The 17,890-nt window shown below is 59.3% G+C and carries 18 protein-coding genes and 1 pseudogene; 15 read left to right on the top strand and 4 right to left on the bottom strand.

Annotated elements, in window-relative coordinates; translation table 11 throughout:
* Window positions 1–139 precede the first annotated feature (139 nt).
* Window positions 140–2,062: a phosphodiesterase DibA gene (gene dibA / locus FHL07_RS17910; RefSeq protein ID WP_095017810.1), complete on the top strand. Its 1,923-nt coding sequence runs from the start codon at window positions 140–142 to the stop codon at window positions 2,060–2,062.
* A 7-nt stretch (window positions 2,063–2,069) separates the two neighbouring features.
* Here the strand turns inward: dibA and FHL07_RS17905 are convergent, their stop codons facing one another.
* A complete protein-coding gene (locus tag FHL07_RS17905) occupies window positions 2,070–2,354 on the bottom strand; it encodes a hypothetical protein (protein ID WP_016782995.1) in 285 nt (94 codons plus the stop codon).
* A 125-nt stretch (window positions 2,355–2,479) separates the two neighbouring features.
* Between FHL07_RS17905 and FHL07_RS17900 the strand changes: the two genes are divergently transcribed.
* Window positions 2,480–3,139 (top strand): glutathione S-transferase family protein, encoded by a 660-nt coding sequence (locus FHL07_RS17900; RefSeq protein ID WP_095000669.1) that lies wholly within the window; start codon window positions 2,480–2,482, stop codon window positions 3,137–3,139.
* A gap of 143 nt (window positions 3,140–3,282) precedes the next feature.
* Here the strand turns inward: FHL07_RS17900 and argH are convergent, their stop codons facing one another.
* A complete protein-coding gene (gene argH, locus FHL07_RS17895) occupies window positions 3,283–4,677 on the bottom strand; it encodes an argininosuccinate lyase (protein WP_095000670.1) in 1,395 nt (464 codons plus the stop codon).
* 257 nt (window positions 4,678–4,934) lie between these two features.
* Here argH and FHL07_RS17890 point away from each other — a divergent pair.
* The 8 genes and pseudogenes from FHL07_RS17890 to rsd form a co-directional block, all read left to right on the top strand.
* Window positions 4,935–5,066, top strand: a pseudogene (locus FHL07_RS17890) (sensor histidine kinase); the annotation flags it as partial.
* On the top strand, window positions 5,063–5,809 hold the full coding sequence (locus tag FHL07_RS17885) for a LytR/AlgR family response regulator transcription factor (RefSeq protein ID WP_095000671.1): 747 nt from the start codon (window positions 5,063–5,065) through the stop codon (window positions 5,807–5,809). The pseudogene FHL07_RS17890 and the gene FHL07_RS17885, both read left to right, overlap by 4 nt.
* Window positions 5,810–5,935: 126 nt before the next feature.
* Window positions 5,936–6,877: a hydroxymethylbilane synthase gene (gene hemC, locus FHL07_RS17880; protein WP_095000672.1), complete on the top strand. Its 942-nt coding sequence runs from the start codon at window positions 5,936–5,938 to the stop codon at window positions 6,875–6,877.
* Window positions 6,874–7,641, top strand: a complete 768-nt coding sequence (locus tag FHL07_RS17875) for a uroporphyrinogen-III synthase (protein WP_133143929.1) — start codon at window positions 6,874–6,876, stop codon at window positions 7,639–7,641. The genes hemC and FHL07_RS17875 overlap by 4 nt, the downstream gene beginning before the upstream one ends.
* 16 nt (window positions 7,642–7,657) lie before the next feature.
* The gene (locus FHL07_RS17870) at window positions 7,658–8,785 is read left to right on the top strand and encodes a uroporphyrinogen-III C-methyltransferase (protein ID WP_095000674.1); all 1,128 of its coding nucleotides are present in this window, start codon (window positions 7,658–7,660) and stop codon (window positions 8,783–8,785) included.
* Window positions 8,782–10,023: a heme biosynthesis protein HemY gene (locus FHL07_RS17865; protein ID WP_095000675.1), complete on the top strand. Its 1,242-nt coding sequence runs from the start codon at window positions 8,782–8,784 to the stop codon at window positions 10,021–10,023. The genes FHL07_RS17870 and FHL07_RS17865 overlap by 4 nt, the downstream gene beginning before the upstream one ends.
* Before the next feature lie 220 nt (window positions 10,024–10,243).
* Window positions 10,244–10,771 (top strand): disulfide bond formation protein B, encoded by a 528-nt coding sequence (locus FHL07_RS17860; RefSeq protein WP_095017808.1) that lies wholly within the window; start codon window positions 10,244–10,246, stop codon window positions 10,769–10,771.
* A gap of 190 nt (window positions 10,772–10,961) precedes the next feature.
* Entirely contained in the window at window positions 10,962–11,432 is a 471-nt protein-coding gene (gene rsd, locus FHL07_RS17855) for a sigma D regulator (RefSeq protein ID WP_095017807.1), read from the top strand.
* 59 nt (window positions 11,433–11,491) lie between these two features.
* On the opposite strand, the gene FHL07_RS17850 is transcribed toward rsd, so the two are convergent.
* Window positions 11,492–12,157, bottom strand: a complete 666-nt coding sequence (locus FHL07_RS17850; protein WP_130872338.1) for an FKBP-type peptidyl-prolyl cis-trans isomerase — start codon at window positions 12,155–12,157, stop codon at window positions 11,492–11,494.
* 248 nt (window positions 12,158–12,405) lie between these two features.
* Between FHL07_RS17850 and FHL07_RS17840 the strand changes: the two genes are divergently transcribed.
* Complete coding sequence (locus FHL07_RS17840) at window positions 12,406–13,362, top strand: AlgP family protein (RefSeq protein ID WP_138738750.1); 957 nt, start codon at window positions 12,406–12,408, stop codon at window positions 13,360–13,362.
* On the opposite strand, the gene FHL07_RS17835 is transcribed toward FHL07_RS17840, so the two are convergent.
* Window positions 13,359–13,823, bottom strand: coding sequence for a TIGR02444 family protein (locus FHL07_RS17835; protein WP_138738749.1), 465 nt, complete (start codon window positions 13,821–13,823; stop codon window positions 13,359–13,361). The two genes, FHL07_RS17840 and FHL07_RS17835, sit on opposite strands and share 4 nt — an antisense overlap.
* A gap of 50 nt (window positions 13,824–13,873) precedes the next feature.
* Here FHL07_RS17835 and FHL07_RS17830 point away from each other — a divergent pair, with 50 nt between their 5' ends.
* The 4 genes from FHL07_RS17830 (at window position 13,874) to FHL07_RS17815 (ending at window position 17,885) form a co-directional block, all read left to right on the top strand.
* Window positions 13,874–15,784, top strand: coding sequence for an ATP-binding cassette domain-containing protein (locus FHL07_RS17830; protein WP_095000682.1), 1,911 nt, complete (start codon window positions 13,874–13,876; stop codon window positions 15,782–15,784).
* On the top strand, window positions 15,784–16,341 hold the full coding sequence (locus FHL07_RS17825; RefSeq protein ID WP_095000683.1) for a mechanosensitive ion channel family protein: 558 nt from the start codon (window positions 15,784–15,786) through the stop codon (window positions 16,339–16,341). Before FHL07_RS17830 ends, FHL07_RS17825 begins: the two co-directional genes overlap by 1 nt.
* 100 nt (window positions 16,342–16,441) lie before the next feature.
* Window positions 16,442–17,074: a LysE family transporter gene (locus tag FHL07_RS17820; protein ID WP_095000684.1), complete on the top strand. Its 633-nt coding sequence runs from the start codon at window positions 16,442–16,444 to the stop codon at window positions 17,072–17,074.
* Window positions 17,075–17,195: 121 nt separating this feature from the next.
* Complete coding sequence (locus FHL07_RS17815) at window positions 17,196–17,885, top strand: cysteine hydrolase family protein (RefSeq protein ID WP_238705562.1); 690 nt, start codon at window positions 17,196–17,198, stop codon at window positions 17,883–17,885.
* Window positions 17,886–17,890: the final 5 nt, after the last annotated feature.

Genomic DNA, 17,890 nt, shown 5'->3' with positions numbered 1-17,890 from the left:
GCCCTCGGGAAGATGAAAAAAACTGCAACACGCATTATCACCATGCAGCCAGATAAAACCAGTCGGCCTTTCAGATAAGAGTGCCCGGATGTTTCTTACACTATAATTCCCACTTTTTTGTAGGCGCATTAACTTTCTTATGTCTGTTTCTTCTCGCGATGCCTTGCGTACGGCCTTGTTATACGGGCTGCTAGCGGTTTTCTGGCTGCTGGTGACTGATCATTTATTGAACAGTTATTTCGATGATTCAGCACAGTTGGTGCGGTGGCAGCAGGTAAATGGCTATGTTTTTGCCCTGTTCAGCGCCGTACTGATTTTTTTCGCCCGGGCCCGTTTGTTCGATTTTTTGGGGATGAACCCCGGTCTGAAGCGCCAGCTTCAGGATAGGGAGCGCTTGCGTCAGGCAGCGGTGGTGTTTGACTGCACCCGTGAAGGGGTGCTGGTCAGCGACAGCCGCGGGGTGATCGTTCACGTCAACCGTGCCTTGGTTGAAATAACCGGCTACCCGGCCGAAGAGGTGCTTGGCCGACGCCCGAACATGTTCAAGTCGGGTCGCCACGGCCCCGCGTTTTATCAGGCAATGTTCAAGACGATCGATGAGCGCGGCGAGTGGCACGGCGAAATCTGGAACCGGCGCAAAAGCGGCGAGGTCTACCCGCAGTGGCAGACCGTGCGCTCGATTACCGATGACAAGGGCCAGGTCAGTCACTATGTCGCGGTTTTTTCGGATATCTCCGCGATCAAGAACTCCCAGACCGAGCTCGCACGTCTGGTTCACCATGATCCCCTGACTGACCTGCCCAACCGTCTGCTGTTCACCGACCGCACCGAGCAGGCGCTGGCTTCTGCGCAACGCCACCAGACCGGCTGTGCTCTGCTGATGATCGACCTCGATCACTTCAAGATCATCAATGACAGCCTGGGCCACAACGTCGGTGACCTGCTGCTCAAGGCGGTGGCCGAGCGTTTGCTCAGGGTGTTCGGCAAAGGCTTTACCGTGGCTCGGCTGGGCGGTGATGAGTTCGCCGTGCTGGTCGACAGCTGTGAGCACGCGAGCCAGGCCGCCGGGCTTGCGCAGCAGGTGCTGGAGGTCATGAAAGGCCCGTTCGATGTCGACAGGCATCAACTGTTTATCAGCGCCAGCGTCGGCATCAGCGTGTTCCCCGGCGATGCTCTGAACGCCGAGCAATTGCTGCGCAATGCCGACTCGGCTTTGTTCAAGGCCAAAAGTTCGGGACGCGAGGGTTATGCCTTGTACACCGAGGAGCTGACGGCCCATGCCCAATACCGGGTTGAGGTGGCCAGCGATCTGCGCCGCGCCCTGGAGCAGCACGAGCTGCGCGTGTACTACCAGCCGGTGCACAACCTTAAAACCAGCCGCCTGATTGGCGTTGAAGCACTGGTGCGCTGGGAGCACCCGCTGCGGGGGCTGTTGTCACCGGGTGAGTTCATCCCGATTGCGGAACGTACCGGGTTGATCGCCGAGATTGACGCCTGGGTGCTGGAACAAGCCTGTTGGCAGATGGTTCAGTGGCAGGCTGCAGGTGTGGAACTGTCGTTTGTGGCGGTGAATATTTCCAGCCGACTGTTTGCCCGTCCCGAGCTGTTTTCGCTGGTTTCAACGGTACTGGCAGACACCGGGCTGGATCCGGCCTTGCTGGAGCTTGAAGTGACCGAAAGTGCGGTGATGGACAACTCGCAAGTGGCCCTGGAGCAGATGCATCGTCTGCGGGTGCTGGGTTTGCGCCTGGCCATCGATGATTTCGGCACCGGTTTTTCATCTTTGCTGCGACTCAAGCGCCTGCCTGTGCAGAAGCTGAAAATCGATCAGGGCTTTGTCGCCGGCTTGCCTGGGGACAATGATGATGTGGCGATCGTGCGAGCGGTTATCGCACTGGGTCAAAGCATGGGCCTGGAGGTGCATGCCGAAGGGATAGAGCAGGTTGAGCAGGCGCAGTTCCTGCTCGACCTTGACTGCAACCTGGGCCAGGGCTACTGGTTTGGGCGTCCGATGCCTGCCAAGGATCTGGACTGGCAGCGGGCGCCGGCAATTCGCCCCTGAACCGGGCTTAGTCCTTTTCTGGCGGCAGGGTCGGCAGCGCGCGCAGTGCGGCTTCGTACCACTCAGTGTTAAAGGCGCGGTCTTCTTCGAGGATCGCGTCAATCTCCACGGCCAACACATGGGCCATCATCTGCAGAATATCGTCGCGCTCGTAGCCGACCAGGGTCAGTTTGTTGAACGTGGCTTTGGCAGCAGGCGGGTTGTCGCTTTCAATCTGGTTTTCAATCGCCTGAATCAGGGTGGATTCGGCGAACTCTTCTTCTTCGTTGTCGATATCGGTTGGCTCGCTCATGGGCAGGCTCCTTGGGTAAAGGTTGGCAGTCTAACGGTATTCAGGATGCTGATGCTGCTAGCCAGCCTGATGGCGAAGCTCTATAACAGCTGCTGCCAACCCCAACACGGCCTGGAGGCTTTGTAATGCTCAAGCTTTATGGATTCGCAGTCAGCAACTACTACAACATGGTCAAGCTGGCGCTGCTGGAAAAGGGCGTGCCCTTTGAAGAAGTGCCGTTTTTCGCTGGCAAGACCCCTGAGGCGCTGGCCATCAGCCCCCGCGGCAAAGTCCCGGCACTGGGCGTTGAACAAGGGTTTATCAACGAAACCAGCGTGATCCTGGAATATATCGAGCAAACCCAATCGGGCCTCAGGCTGCTACCAGTGGATCCGTTTGAGCGTGCGCAGGTGTTGGCACTGGCCAAGGAAATCGAGCTGTATATCGAGTTGCCTGCCCGCGCCTGTTACCCCGAGGCGTTTTTCGGCATGCAAGTGCCCGACGCGATCAAGGAAAAGGCCCGCACCGAGCTGCTCGACGGTATCGCCTCCCTGGGCCGTCACGGCAAGTTCGCGCCTTATGTCGCGGGCGAGACCCTGAGCGTGGCGGATATCTACTTCGCCTTCAGCGTTGATCTGGCCTGTGGCGTCGCACACAAGGTGTTTGGTCTCGACCTGCTGGCCGACATGCCGGGTGCCAAGGCATTGCTGGAGCGTCTGCAGCAAAACCCGCACGTGCAGAAAATCGCCGCGGACAAGGACGCCGCCATGCCGCAGTTTCTGGCGTGGATCAGCAGCAAGAAATAACCAGTACACAGGGTGTCGCCCCCTATTGTGGGAGCGAGCCTGCTCGCGAAGGTCTCAAGAACATCGCGTTTATCCAGCAAAACGCGTTATCCATAACACCTTTCGCCAGCAGGCTCGCTCCCACAGGGGCGCCGCTTTGAGGTTTAACGGCTGGCCAGCAGCGCCTTGCCGCGAACTACTGCCGCTTTCACCTGCGCCGGCGCAGTGCCGCCGATGTGATCACGGGCATTGACCGAACCTTCAAGGGTCAGTACGGCAAACACATCGTCTTCGATCTGATCGCTGAACTGACGCAGTTCTTCGAGGCTCATTTCCGCCAGGTCCTTGCCGGTTTCAACGCCGTACTTCACAGCGTGGCCGACGATTTCGTGGCAGTCACGGAACGGCAGGCCACGGCGCACCAGGTAGTCGGCCAGATCGGTCGCGGTGGAGAAACCACGCAGCGCCGCTTCACGCATGATCGCGTGCTTGGGCTTGATCGCCGGGATCATGTCGGCAAAGGCGCGCAGCGAGTCGCGCAAGGTGTCGGCGGCGTCGAACAGGGGTTCCTTGTCTTCCTGGTTATCCTTGTTGTAGGCCAATGGCTGGCCTTTCATCAGGGTCAGCAGGCCCATCAGCGCACCGAATACACGGCCGCTTTTGCCACGTACCAATTCCGGCACGTCGGGGTTTTTCTTTTGCGGCATGATCGAGCTGCCGGTGCAGAAGCGGTCGGGCAGGTCGATAAACTGGAATTGCGCGCTGGTCCATAGCACCAGCTCTTCGGAGAAGCGCGACAAGTGCATCATCGCGATGCTGGCGGCGGCGCAGAATTCGATGGCGAAATCGCGATCGGAGACGTTGTCCAGCGAGTTGCCGCCCACGGCGTCAAAGCCCAGCAGTTGTGCGGTGAATTCGCGGTCGATCGGGTAGGTGGTGCCCGCCAGTGCGGCGCTGCCCAGAGGCATGCGGTTGGTGCGTTTGCGGCAGTCGACCAGGCGCTCGTAATCGCGGCTGAGCATCTCGAACCAGGCCAGCATATGGTGACCAAATGTTACCGGCTGTGCGGTCTGCAGGTGGGTAAAGCCGGGCATGATGGTCTCGGCTTCACGCTCTGCCTGTTCCAGCAGGCCTTTTTGCAGGCGGGTGATCTCGGCCAGGATCAGATCGATTTCGTCACGTAGCCACAGGCGGATATCGGTCGCAACCTGGTCATTACGGCTACGGCCGGTGTGCAGTTTTTTGCCGGTCACGCCGATGCGGTCGGTCAGACGCGCCTCGATGTTCATGTGCACGTCTTCCAGATCGATGCGCCAGTCAAACGTACCGGCTTCGATTTCGCTCTGGATGGTTTTGAGGCCGTCGATGATGCTGTCGCGTTCGGCATCGGTCAGCACGCCGACCTTGGCCAGCATCGTGGCGTGAGCCACGGAGCCCATGATGTCATGGCGATAAAGGCGCTGGTCGAAAGTGACGGAGGCGGTGAAACGCGCAACGAAGGCGTCGACGGGTTCACTGAAGCGGCCGCCCCAGGACTGATTGGTCTTGTCGGTGCTCATGGATTCGCTCGTAATCGGCTGAGGGGAGTTACACAAATAGTTACCGCGAATCATAACAGGGTTGCCATTCATGGCGTTGACGCAGCTCGGCAGGTTTTTGTGTGAAGTGCGGTATAAATAAATTTCCGAAAGGAAATGTATCGTTTGAATACTTTAGCCTTTGCAACCGTCTACAGTTGGTCGTATGGATCAGTCATAGCAGGTCTTTGTAGATTGCCAGACGTATCCGGTATTAAATCGAGCAATCGAGGCAGGTGAATATTGCTGTGAGGTTTGCGGCACTTTTTGGCCTTCGCGCTAGTCTTAGCGTGGATCGCCGTGACAGTCGTCACATCACCTGTCTACGCTATCCTTGTGCGAGACTCACGCAGGAATACAGCGCTATATGAATGTCCTGATCGTTGATGACGAAACCCTGGCCCGCGAGCATTTGAGCCATTTGCTCAGCACGCTCGGGGGCTATACGTTGCTGGAGCCTGGCGCCACTAATGGCGAAGAGGCACTTAACCTGATCGAAAGCCTGAAACCGGATGTCGTTTTGCTCGATATCCGCCTGCCAGGCCTCGACGGGTTGCAGGTTGCAGCCAAATTGTGCGAGCGCGAGCTACCGCCTTCGGTGGTGTTTTGCGTGGCGCCTGACGAGTTTTCCGTACAGGCCCTGCAAGAGAGCGGTGTCAGCTATGTGCTCAAGCCGGTCACCGCAGATGCCCTGCGTGCTGCCCTGAAAGAGGCGCACCGGCCCAACCGCATCCAGCTGGCTGCACTCACCCGGCCTGCCGCGCAAACCGGCAGTGGCCCACGCAGTCATATCAGTGCCAGAACCCGAAAAGGCATTGAGCTGATCCCTATCGACCAGGTGATCTACTTTATCGCTGACCATAAATACGTGACATTGCGTCACGCTGGCGGTGAAGTTCTGCTCGACGAGCCGCTCAAGGCACTCGAAGACGAGTTTGGTGAACGCTTTGTGCGTATTCACCGTAATGCACTGGTGGCCCGAGACCGCATCGAGCGCTTGCAACGCACGCCCCTTGGGCATTTCCAGCTGTTCCTGCGCGGCCTGAACGGGGATGCGCTGATTGTGAGCCGCAGGCATGTGGCGGGTGTTCGCAAGATGATGCAGCAACTGTAATTCGTGCTCAAAAGGCGTGGATACGCCGTTTTTGGGCCAGGGAGGCCGAGGACTTTCTGATACAAGTCAAAGCTGTTTTGGCTGAGCTGTTATTATCAGCCGTATCTTTTCAGTACGGATTGATCCATGTCCTCTCGCGAAATCCGCATCGCTACCCGTAAAAGCGCCCTGGCTCTTTGGCAGGCCGAATACGTTAAAGCCCGTTTAGAGCAGGCTCACCCCGGTATTTTGGTGACGCTGGTGCCCATGGTCAGCCGTGGTGACAAGCTGCTGGACTCGCCGCTGTCGAAAATTGGCGGCAAGGGGCTCTTCGTCAAGGAGCTGGAAACAGCCCTGCTCGAAAACGAAGCAGACATCGCCGTGCACTCCATGAAAGACGTACCGATGGACTTCCCTGAAGGCCTGGGTCTGTTTTGCATTTGCGAGCGCGAAGATCCGCGTGACGCCTTCGTTTCCAACACCTATGCCAGCCTCGACGATTTGCCTCAGGGCAGCATTGTCGGCACGTCGAGCCTGCGCCGTCAGGCCCAGTTGCTGACTCGCCGTCCGGACCTGCAAATCCGCTTTCTGCGTGGCAACGTCAATACCCGTCTGGCCAAGCTCGATGCAGGTGAATACGACGCCATTATCCTCGCGGCTGCCGGCCTGATTCGCCTCGGTTTTGAACAGCGCATCACATCACCCATCAGCATCGAAGACAGCTTGCCAGCCGGTGGCCAAGGCGCAGTGGGTATCGAATGCCGCAGCGCAGATCCCGAAATCCATGCCCTGCTGACGCCTTTGCATCACGCCGATACGGCCGTGCGCGTTACGGCCGAGCGTGCGCTGAACAAGCATCTCAACGGTGGCTGCCAAGTGCCGATTGCCTGTTATGCCGTGCTTGAAGGCGAGCAAATCTGGCTGCGCGGCCTGGTCGGCGAGCCGAGTGGCGGTGTGTTGCTCAGTGCCGACGCCCGTGCGCCGCGTGCACACGCCAGTGAGTTGGGTGTGCAAGTGGCTGAGGCTCTGCTGGCCCAAGGGGCTGGGGATATTCTCAAAGCCGTTTATGGTGAGGCAGGTCACGAGTGACAGGCTGGCGCTTGCTGCTGACCCGGCCAGCCGAGGAATCGGCCGCGCTGGCCGCTGAGCTGGCGGCTGCCGGGATATATAGCAGCAGCTTGCCACTGCTGGCGATCAGCCCGTTGACTATGACTGATGCTCAGCGTGCGCTGATTGCGGGTCTTGACCGGTATTGCGCAGTGATTGTGGTCAGCAAGCCTGCGGCGCGCCTGGGGCTTGAGCTGGTCAGCCAGTACTGGCCGCATGCGCCCCGGCAGAAGTGGTTTAGCGTTGGCGCCGCGACGGCGCAGATTCTCGCCGATTACGGCCTCGATGTTAGCTACCCTCAACGGGGTGATGACAGCGAGGCGCTGCTGGCGATGCCCGAGTTCAAGTCTGCAGTGGGGGGGGATCAGCCCAGCGTGTTGATCCTGCGTGGGGAGGGTGGTCGCGAGTTGCTCGCGGATCGTCTGCGCAGCATTGGCGCGCAGGTCGACTACCTTGAAATCTACCGCCGCGTACTGCCGTCATACCCGCCTGCAACCCTGTCCCGGCGGGTTGAAGTGGAACGCCTGAACGCGCTGGTGGTCAGCAGTGGGCAGGGTTTTGAACATTTACGGCAGATGGCAGGCGATTCCTGGCCCATGCTTGGGTGCCTGCCGTTGTTTGTTCCAAGCCCGCGGGTTGCTGAGCTGGCTCGCAGCGCCGGGGCGCAACATGTTGTGGATTGTCGTGGTGCAAGCGCCACGGCTTTGCTGGCGGCGCTGCGGGAGCATCCCGCACCTGCTTTCTAATGCAAAGGATGGATTCGTGAGCGAAACAGTCTTGTCCAAAGAACACGTGCAGCCCGCGCCAGAAGCGCCGGCTAAAAAAACCGAACCTGCACCACAGGGTCGAGGCAATGGCCTGGCGGTTTTCGCCCTGTTGCTCGGCGCCGCCGGTGTTGCTGTCGGCGGCTGGGGGGTATGGCAGGTGCGTCAACTGCAAGCTGCCACCGCAGAGCAGTTGAGCGACGTACCGGCCCTGGCCGCGCAAACGCTTTCGATCAAGCAGGGCGAGCAGAAGCTGCTGGCGCGGCTCAACCAACTGCCTTCGGCCAGTGAACTGGATAATCAGCGCCAATTGGTCGTGCAGCTGCAAGGCGATCAGCAGCGCCTGAACCAGCGCCTGGAAACCGTGCTGGGCGAAAGCCGCAAAGACTGGCGCCTGGCCGAGGCCGAGCACTTGTTGCGTCTTGCCACCTTGCGCTTGTCGGCCCTGCAAGACGTCACCAGCGCCCAGGCACTGGTACAGGGCGCGGACGCGATTTTGCGCGAGCAGAACGATCCGGGTTCATTCGCCGCTCGTGAGCAACTGGCCAAAAGCCTGACTGCATTGCGCAGTGTTGAGCAACCGGACCGCACCGGACTGTTTTTGCAGTTGGCGGCCTTGCGTGATCAAGTGGCGCAACTCAGTGCGCTGGCCCCGGCCTATCAGAACCAGGGTGACTCGCTGGCCAGCCTCACCGCTGATGGCGATGGCGCGAGCCGTTGGTCCCGGTGGTGGGAGGAGATCTCGCACTACATCCGCATCGACTTCAATGCCGACAAAAATGTGCGCCCCCTGTTGGCTGGCCAAAGCCTGACCCAGGTTCGCCTGGCCTTGAGCCTGGCGCTGGAGCAAGCCCAGTGGGCGGCGCTCAATGGCCAGGAGTCGGTTTACACCCAGGCCCTGGCGCAGGCGCAAGATGTGCTCAAGGGCAACTTCAATGCGGATAACCCGCAGAGCAAAAAAATCCTCGAGCAAGTGATTGAACTCGGCAAGCAGCCGGTTACGGTAAAAACCCCGGACCTTGCGGCTGCCTTGAGCGCGGTACAGGCCTACCTTGAGCGTCGGCATGTGCGTGCGCAAGAGCCGGTCAAAGCGGCTGCCAGCCCGGCGCAGGAGGCACTTCCATGAAGCGCTTCTACGTGATTGTGTTCTTGTTGATTGCAGCTGCGGCCTGCATCGGCCTGGCAATTGCTGAAGATGCGGGCTATGTGCTGATCGCCTATAAAAATTTCCGTTACGAATCCAGTGTCTGGGCAACGCTCGCGCTGCTGGCCGTCCTGTGGCTGCTGGTGTGGGGAGTCAAGCTGCTGGTGGAGCTGGTGACGGCTTCTACAGGGCTGGTCAACCCGTGGTCGCGGCGCAACCGCAGCCGTCGAGTGCAGATCGCCATCGAGCAAGGCCAGATGGACCTTGCCGAGGGCCGCTGGGCCAGCGCACAGAAGCATCTGGCCCGTGCCGCCGAAGCCGAGCCGCAGCCATTGCTCTACTACCTGGGGGCTGCACGAGCGGCCAACGAGCAGGGGCACTACGAAGAAAGCGACAACCTGCTGGAGCGAGCGCTGGAACGCCAGCCTCAGGCCGAACTGGCCATTGCCCTGAGCCATGCCCAGTTGCAGGTGGACCGTGCTGACACCGAGGGCGCGCTGGTGACCTTGCAGGCCATGCATGAGCGCCATCCACACAATGTTCAGGTGTTGCGCCAGCTGCAGCGTCTGCACCAGCAGCGTGGCGACTGGACGGCGTTGATTCGCCTGTTGCCAGAGCTGCGCAAGGACAAGGTATTGCCGCCCAAGGAGCTGGCCGAGCTGGAACGACGGGCCTGGGGGCAGAATCTGAGCCTGGCGGCCCAGCGTGAAAGCGAAGGCGAGGCCGGGTTGCAGTCACTTCAACGCGCCTGGCAACAGCTTACCTCGGCCCAGCGCCAGGAGCCCGCGCTCGTGCTGGCCTATGCCGAGCAATTGCGCCAGCTGGGCGCGCAAACTGAAGCCGAAGAAGTCTTGCGCGGGGCGCTCAAGCGCAGTTATGACAGCCATCTTGTGCGCCTCTATGGCCTGCTGCGCGGCAGTGACCCGGTGAAGCAGTTGCAGGCCGCTGAAGGCTGGCTCAAGAGCCATCCCGGCGATGCCAGCCTGCTGTTGACCCTGGGTCGCCTGTGCCTGCAAAACAGCTTGTGGGGCAAAGCGCGGGATTACCTTGAAAGCAGCCTCAAGGTGGAGCGCAACCCCGAAACCTGTGCCGAGCTGGCACGACTGCTGGCCCAGTTGGGAGATACGGGGCGCAGTAATCAGCTTTTTCAGGAAGGGCTGAATTTGCTGGATGAGCGTTTGCTCGCATCCCCCTTGCCAGTCACTGCCACGACCCTGTGAAGAGGCCAGCCTGGCGTGTGTTTCGGCACACGTGGGGCTGCCTGCAGTATTGAGCGAGCGAGGGGCAATCTGCCTTTTCCTACATGATTTGTTCTAAAGGCTTAGTGTTTCTGTTGGGGTTTCCTTGGTTTCTTCGAGAACTATCCGCTTAGGGTCACCTTGAAAGGGCTAATGGCTTTCATCTACCGTAACCAACTGTCTCTTTTGTCATGGAAAAGCCATGTTCTTGGCAGCTTCACGTTTTATTTTCTTTTTAGCCTTTGTAGTAGGCGCCTTGGTAATGGGCGGCACTTTTTATCTCGAGTACGGGCCCGGGCTCAAGCCTTGTTCGCTATGTCAGGTTCAGCGTTTTTTCTTGCTGGATTTCTGCCTCGTCAACCTGGTGGCTTTTGCCCATGGCCCCAAAGGTTTTGGCATGTTGTGTTACTCCCTTGCCTCCATGTTGTTCGCGCTGGGTGGCGCGGCGAGTGCCTTGAGGCAGGTATGGCTGCAAGAGCTGGCGCCAGATCAACTGATGCTCTGTCAGCCAGAGCTGGCCTGCATCTGGCGCGACATGTCGCCGAGTGAAATCATTTCGATGATTTATCGTGGCAGTGAGGACTGCACACATATTCACTGGACCATCTTTGACTTGAGCATTCCCGAGTTGAGCTTGCTGGCCTTTATCGGGCTGCTTGTTCTTGCCATCTTTCAGATCAGTCGCTCGATTGCCAGGGACAAATTACCCCGTGACTGCGACGTGAAGTAGCACTTGGGATTAAACACTTGTATGAATTTTCTCTCGTGGGTACCTTGAAGCAGTTGGCAAGCGGGCATAATCTGGCCCGCACGTATCACGGAGTTATGCCGCCCAATGCCCGTGCAATCGTGCAGGTTTTGGTTCACACAGGCCTGGCTGATGTCGGGTGGCATGGGCCCACAAGGGAAGAGAGATCATCATGCTCGAAAGATGCGAGAGTGCTCAGGAACGATTCAACGGCGTCCACCAACTGGTAGACCGCTGGTTGCTTGAGCGCCGTAAACTTGTGAAGGCTTATGCGGCTCTGCTGGAGCAGCAAAACAATCCCAAACGCGGGCCTCAAAAAGAGTTTTGCCAGCTGCTGGTCGATTATGTGTCCGCAGGCCATTTCGAGATTTACGAGCAGCTGAATCAGGAGGCCAAGGCCTTCAATGACGAGCGCGGGCTTGCCCTGGCAGAGACCATCTACCCGCGTATCAACGTGATTACCGAGGCCGCCCTGGCTTTCAACGATCATTGTGATGGTAAGGCCCATCGCCCTGACTGTGACAAGCTGGCAGAAGAGATCAAGGTTTTGGGCGCTCTGCTTGATGAGCGTTTTGAGCTTGAAGACTGCTTGATCGAAGTGCTGCACAGCGCGCACAAGCAGAAAGAAGCCGCTCAGGCTTAAGCAACAATCCATTTAAAAAACGGTGCGCAATGGCGCGCCGTTTTTTATTTCCGGGACGGTTACTTTCGGGTAGCGAACAGTTCGATTTCAAACACCAGTGGTGTATTGGGGGCAATCAGATCCCCGGCCCCCTGGGTGCCGTAAGCTTGGCTTGAAGGTATCGCCAGCCGCCATTTCGCACCCACCGGCATCTGTACCAATGCACTGCGCCAGCCGGCGATTACGCTGCCCAGGCGAAACCATTGTGGTTGGGTGCTATGGTCGAACACGGTGCCATCGGGCAGTAGGCCCACATAGCTCACATACACCGAATCCTGTGGGCCGGGCTTGGCGCCTTTGCCGGGTTTTAGTTCGGTCAGGATGATGCCGTCGGCCAGTTGGCGAGCCTGGGGTTGCTGTTTTTCGACCAGCAAAAAAACTTCTTCAGCGCTCAGGGCGGCGTTGATGCCTGACGAGGCCTGCCCGGGATCTGTTTGAGCCTGATGCTGCGCCAGAATCTGGCCGATGCGCTCATCCGTCAGGGCCAGCGGTTTGCCTTGGTAGGCGGTGTGCAGGCCCTCGATCAGTGCCTGGATTTGAAGCTCGGGGACTTCCTGGCGCAAGCGTTCGCCCAGGCTGGCGCCCATGCTGTAGGCCAGATCGCGGGCGTCGTCGGGGGAGGGAGAGGGGGCTGCGTCAGCCACAGGCGCAAGGCACAACAACATCCAAAACATGTAACGCGGCATGGGGGTTCTCCGGCGTGATGTGCGAGCGATTATGCCAGCGCCCGAGCGGCACCGATGTTTTAATTCGAAGGGGCTAAAAGACGTTTGGGCACTCTTTGAATTTAGCTGGCTTGGCCGTTAAAGATTGATCCAGCACAAGTTTTTCGACGTCATGCAACGTGCAGCTATCCTTAGTGTCAACATGCCCTAGCGGCGGTAGTTGCAGAGGTCTAGTATGAGCCGCACTCACTTCAGCCAGGAGGTAAACCATGTCGGCCAATAAGAAGCCCGTAAATACGCCGTTGCACTTGCTCCAACAGCTCTCAGGCAGTCTGCTTGAGCATTTGGAAAACGCTTGCTCCCAAGCGTTGGCTGATGCTGAGAAACTGCTCGCCAAGCTTGAAAAGCAGCGCGGTAAAGCGCAGGAAAAACTGCACAAGTCACGTGCAAAACTGCAAGACGCCGCCAACGCCGGAAAATCCAAGGCTCAGGCCAAGGCCAAGTCTGGGGTCAAAGAGCTCGAGCAACTGCTCGACTCACTCAAAGACCGTCAAAGCGAAACGCGCACTTATATTCTGCAACTCAAACGTGATGCTCAAGAAAGCCTGAAGTTGGCCCAAGGTATCGGTCGAGTCAAAGAGGCTGTTGGCAAGGCTTTGTCGAGTCGCGATGCCAAGCCTGCAGCGGCAGCGAAAAAACCGGCTGCCAAAGGGGTTGCCAAGGCTCCGGCCAAAGCTCCGGCCAAAGCAGCCGCCAAGCCTGCCGGCAAAGTAGCGGCGGCTAAGCCTGCGACCAAGCCAGTTGCTGCAAAAACCGTAGCGGCCAAGCCGTCAGTGTCCAAAACGGCTGCGGCAAAACCGACCGCCAAACCCGCAGCAGCCAAACCAGTACCAGCAAAAGCCCCGGTAAAAGCGGCGGCCAAACCTGCTGCTAAACCTGCAGCGGCCAAACCTGCCGCTAAAACCGCAGCGGCCAAGCCCGCAACGGCCAAGCCTGCGGCAAAACCCGCAACGGCCAAACCTGCAGCGGCCAAGCCTGCGGCAAAACCCGCAGCGGCTAAACCTGCAGCAGCCAAGCCTGCCGCAAGAAGGCCAGCAGCTGCCAAACCGGCCACGGCTCCGGCCAAGCCCGCCGTGACGTCCGCCGCCGCGGCACCCGCTACAACCCCGGCGTCAACTCCGGTAACCGCTACAAACTCGGCTACGACCCCAGCCAGCGCTTCTTAAGCGCGATTGATTGCGACGCGCAGCGTATGCAGCGCGTCGCAATCAGGGTGACCGGCATCGACCGTCATCTTCTGCAGCCAGGCGCAGGTATCCTGCGATTGCGTTTTCGACCAGCCCTGAGTCACGGATTCCAGGCGCCGCAACAACATCCGTTCGGCCTCCAGCTCCAATGCCTTGACCTGCACGCGCAGCGTCGCCAGTGCATCGTCGTGCGCGGCTGCTTCGCGCCAGCGTGTTCGCAGTTGTCGCAACGGCTGAACCACTTCGTGCTGCCAGGGTCCGGCACAGGCATTCAGTTGCCCAAGGCGCGCCTTGTCGAAGGCCACGCCGCGCTCCTCAAGCCAGGCTGCACACAGCAGCACACACACATCCACACCCTGGTCCTGCAAGTGCAGGCAGGCCTGCTCCACCCCAGGTCGGGCATAGAGGTTCAAACAGTAATTCCACAGGTCAGTCTGCATAGTGCAATTCGCGCCAGTTGAGAGGGAAGCTGGTAGACTCCGCCGCCATTATGATCCGACTTCAGAACCTGACTTTACAGCGTGGCCCGCAACGTCTGCTAGAAGACGCCGAGCTGACCCTGCACGCCGGCCACAAAGCCGGTCTGGTCGGCGCCAATGGCGCCGGTAAATCCACTTTGTTCGCCTTGCTGCTGGGTGAGTTGACGCCTGATTCCGGGGATTGTCTGCTCCCGGCCGACTGGCGGATCGCCCATATGCGCCAGGAAATCGACACCCTCGACCGCATTGCGATCGACTATGTGCTCGATGGCGACCAGCGATTGCGCCAGGTGCAGGCCGATCTGGCCAGGGCCGAAGCTGACGAGGACGGTGCTGCGCAAGCGCGCCTGCACTCCGAGCTGGACAGCGCCGACGGCTACACCGCCGATGCACGGGCGCGCAAAATGCTCGCCGGACTGGGCTTTACCAACGAACAGATGGATCGCCCGGTTGCCGATTTTTCCGGTGGCTGGCGGATGCGCCTGAACCTGGCTCAGGCCCTGATGTGCCCGTCGGATCTTTTGTTGCTCGATGAACCGACCAACCACCTGGATCTCGACGCCATTCTCTGGCTTGAAGACTTCCTCAAGAATTACCCTGGCACCTTGCTGCTGATCTCTCACGATCGGGACTTCCTGGATGCCGTGGTCGACAACATTGCCCACGTCGATCAGCGCAAAATCACCCTGTATCGCGGTGGTTACAGCGCATTTGAGCGTGCCCGTGCCGAACGTCTGGCCCAGCAGCAGCAGGCCTACGAAAAGCAACAGGCGCAACGTGCGCACATGGAAAGCTATATCGCCCGCTTCAAGGCCCAGGCCACCAAGGCCCGTCAGGCGCAGAGCCGGATCAAGGCCCTTGAGCGTATGGAAGAGCTGAGCGCGGCCCATGTGGATTCGCCGTTCGACTTCGTGTTCCGCGAAGCGGTCAAGCTCTCCAGCCCGTTGCTCGACTTGTCCGATGCGCGCCTGGGTTATGGCGACAAAACCATCCTCGAGAAGGTCAAGCTGCAACTGGTTCCGGGCGCCCGTATTGGCTTGCTCGGGCCAAACGGCGCGGGTAAGTCGACCCTGATCAAAAACCTCGCAGGCGAGTTGGAGCCACTGTCGGGTCGGTTGGCCCGTGGCGAGAATCTGGTGGTTGGCTATTTTGCCCAACATCAGCTCGACTCACTGGATTCCAAGGCCAGCCCGTTGCTGCATATGCAGCGTCTGGCGCCGACCGAGCGCGAACAGACCCTGCGCGACTTCCTCGGTGGTTTCGACTTCCGGGGTGCGCGGATCGACGAGCCGGTACTGAACTTCTCCGGTGGCGAAAAAGCCCGCCTGGCGCTGGCATTGATAGCCTGGGGCCGCCCGAATCTGTTGCTGCTCGACGAACCGACCAACCACCTCGATCTGGAAATGCGTCTGGCGCTGACCATGGCTCTGCAAGAGTTCAGCGGCGCGGTGCTGGTGGTGTCCCACGATCGCCATCTGCTCAAGAGCACTACGGATGAGTTCCTGCTGGTTGCCGATGGCAAGGTTCAGGAATTTGACGGCGACCTCGAAGACTACGCGCGCTGGCTGGCCGACTACCGTTTGCGCAATGCGCCGGTCAGCACCACGCTGGTCAACCCTGACAAGACCGATAAAAAGGCTCAACGTCAGGCCGCTGCAGCGTTGCGTCAGCAGCTGGCACCGCATAAACGCGAAGCTGACAAGCTTGAGAGCGAGCTGGGCAAGGTCAACGAAAAGCTGGCGAAAATCGAAACCAGCCTGGGCGACAGTGCCGTTTACGAAGCTGCGCGCAAAGATGAATTGCGTGATCTGCTGGCGGAACAGGCCAAGCTCAAAGTGCTCGAAAGCCAGCTGGAAGAGCGGTGGATGGAAGCGCTGGAATTGCTTGAGTCCATGCAAGCAGAACTGGAAGCCCTGTCCTGATGGAAGCCCTGCACTTGCCAGTGCCCGCCGAACTGATCGCACCGCTGTGGATCGGTGTGCAGATTTTGCTGATTCTGTTGGCGGGTTACTTCTCCCAACGTGTCGTGGCGCGCTTCCTGACGCGGCTGGGCGAGCGTTATCCGTTCCCGCCACAGCTGATGATGCCGCTGCGCGGCGGCTTGCGCTGGTTCATCATGGGCAGCGCAGTGATCGTCGTGCTGGAGCGTCTGGGGGTTTCGGCCACCGTGTTGTGGACGGCGCTGTCGGGCTTTGTGGCGGTGGCGGCGATTGCCTTCTTCGCCATGTGGAGCGTGCTTTCCAATCTGCTGTGTGCAGTGTTGATCTTTACTGTGGGGCCGTTTCGCATTGGCGACGTGGTGGAGTTGCTCGACACGCTGGACAAGCCCGGCGTCAAAGGTCGTGTGGTGGCCATCAATCTGCTTTACACCACGCTGATCGAGCCCGCTGAATCGGGCAGTGGTAGCAGCATGGTGCAAGTCCCCAACAGTCTGTTCTTCCAGCGCTCGGTACGCCGCTGGCGAGAAAGCGACCTGTAACGCTCCCGCAGAGTCAAAACTACCCTCAGAAATTTGTGGTCAATTTTCAACCAACGCATTAGCTTAAGGGACTTGTTACAGATCTTGTCCGAGGTGTGCGATGTCGTTGGAAACGTGGTTGGCCTTTTTTGCTGCCTGTTGGGTGATCAGCCTGTCCCCCGGCGCTGGCGCGATTGCTTCGATGTCGTGCGGTCTGCAGTATGGTTTCTGGCGCGGTTACTGGAATGCCCTGGGCCTGCAACTGGGCCTGGCGTTGCAAATCGCCATTGTCGCAGCCGGTGTCGGCGCCATCCTTGCAGCCTCGTCTACCGCTTTCTATGCCATCAAATGGTTCGGCGTGGCTTACCTTGTTTACCTCGCCGTCAAACAGTGGCGTGCCCTGCCGGCTGATCTGAGCGATGACGCCGCCGTGCGTCCCATCGGCAAGCCGCTGGCTCTCGTATTTCGCGGCTTTCTGGTCAACGTCAGCAACCCCAAGGCGCTGGTGTTCATGCTCGCGGTGCTGCCGCAGTTCGTAAACCCGGCAGCGCCGCTGGTGTCCCAATACCTGACGTTGGGCGTGACCATGATCTGCGTCGACCTGATCGTCATGGCCGGTTACACAGGGTTGGCGTCCAAGGTCCTGCGTCTGCTGCGTACGCCGCAACAACAGCGCCGGATGAACCGCACCTTTGCCGGTCTGTTTGTTGGCGCGGCGGGTTTTCTGGCGACGTTGCATCGCGCTACAAACTGAAATCTGTGCAAAAAGCGCATAAGTCATATGCGCGCCCTGGCGTTGTTGCGAGGTATCGGTCTTTTTAGACTTTTACCCTCCGTTGCATCATTCCAAACCAGAGGTTCATATGACTTTTACAATGCCCAAACTACTGTCCTCATTGCTCGCCTGTCTGAGTCTGGCGGCAACTTCAGCCCTCGCGGCTGAGCCTGCCGTCAATCCCAACCCCACTATCCGTGCCATGTCTGGCGCTGTTCCGATTGATCGTCTTGACCCGGCCTCTACGGCTTTACTGGTGATTGATTTTCAGCAGGAGTACTTCACCGGCCGGTTGCCGATCCCGGACGGCCAGAAGGCACTCAACAAGGCTCGCGAGCTTATTGCATTCGCGGACAAGGCCAGGATTCCGGTTTATCAGATTCAGCATATCGCCCCGGCGGGCTCAGCGGTTTTTGCGCTGGACGGCGAAGGTGTGAAATTCCACCCGCAGATGCTGCCTCGCGCGGGTGATACGGTGTTGCAAAAAACCACCGTGAGCGTTTTTGGCAGCACTGAACTGGACCGCCTGCTGAAGGAAAAAGGCATCAAGACGGTAATTATTGCCGGCCTGATGACCCATGCCTGCGTGGCCGGCGGCGCTCGGGACGCTGCGCCGCTGGGGTACCAGGTCGTGGTAGCATCTGATGCTTCCGCTACCCGCAGTATTACCCGGGCAGACGGCTCGAGCATTGATGCAAATAGCCTGCACCGCGCAGCCCTGGCTTCAGTCGAAGACACCTTTGGCGACGTCATGACTACGGCGCAGATCGTTAAATTGCCTCTAAAGTGAAGCTC

The sequence above is a fragment of the Pseudomonas sp. FSL W7-0098 genome (assembly GCF_005930585.1).
GTDB classification, from domain to species: domain Bacteria; phylum Pseudomonadota; class Gammaproteobacteria; order Pseudomonadales; family Pseudomonadaceae; genus Aquipseudomonas; species Aquipseudomonas bubulae.
Note: the sequence above shows the minus strand (reverse complement) of the source record. Positions and strands in the feature narration are given on the sequence as shown.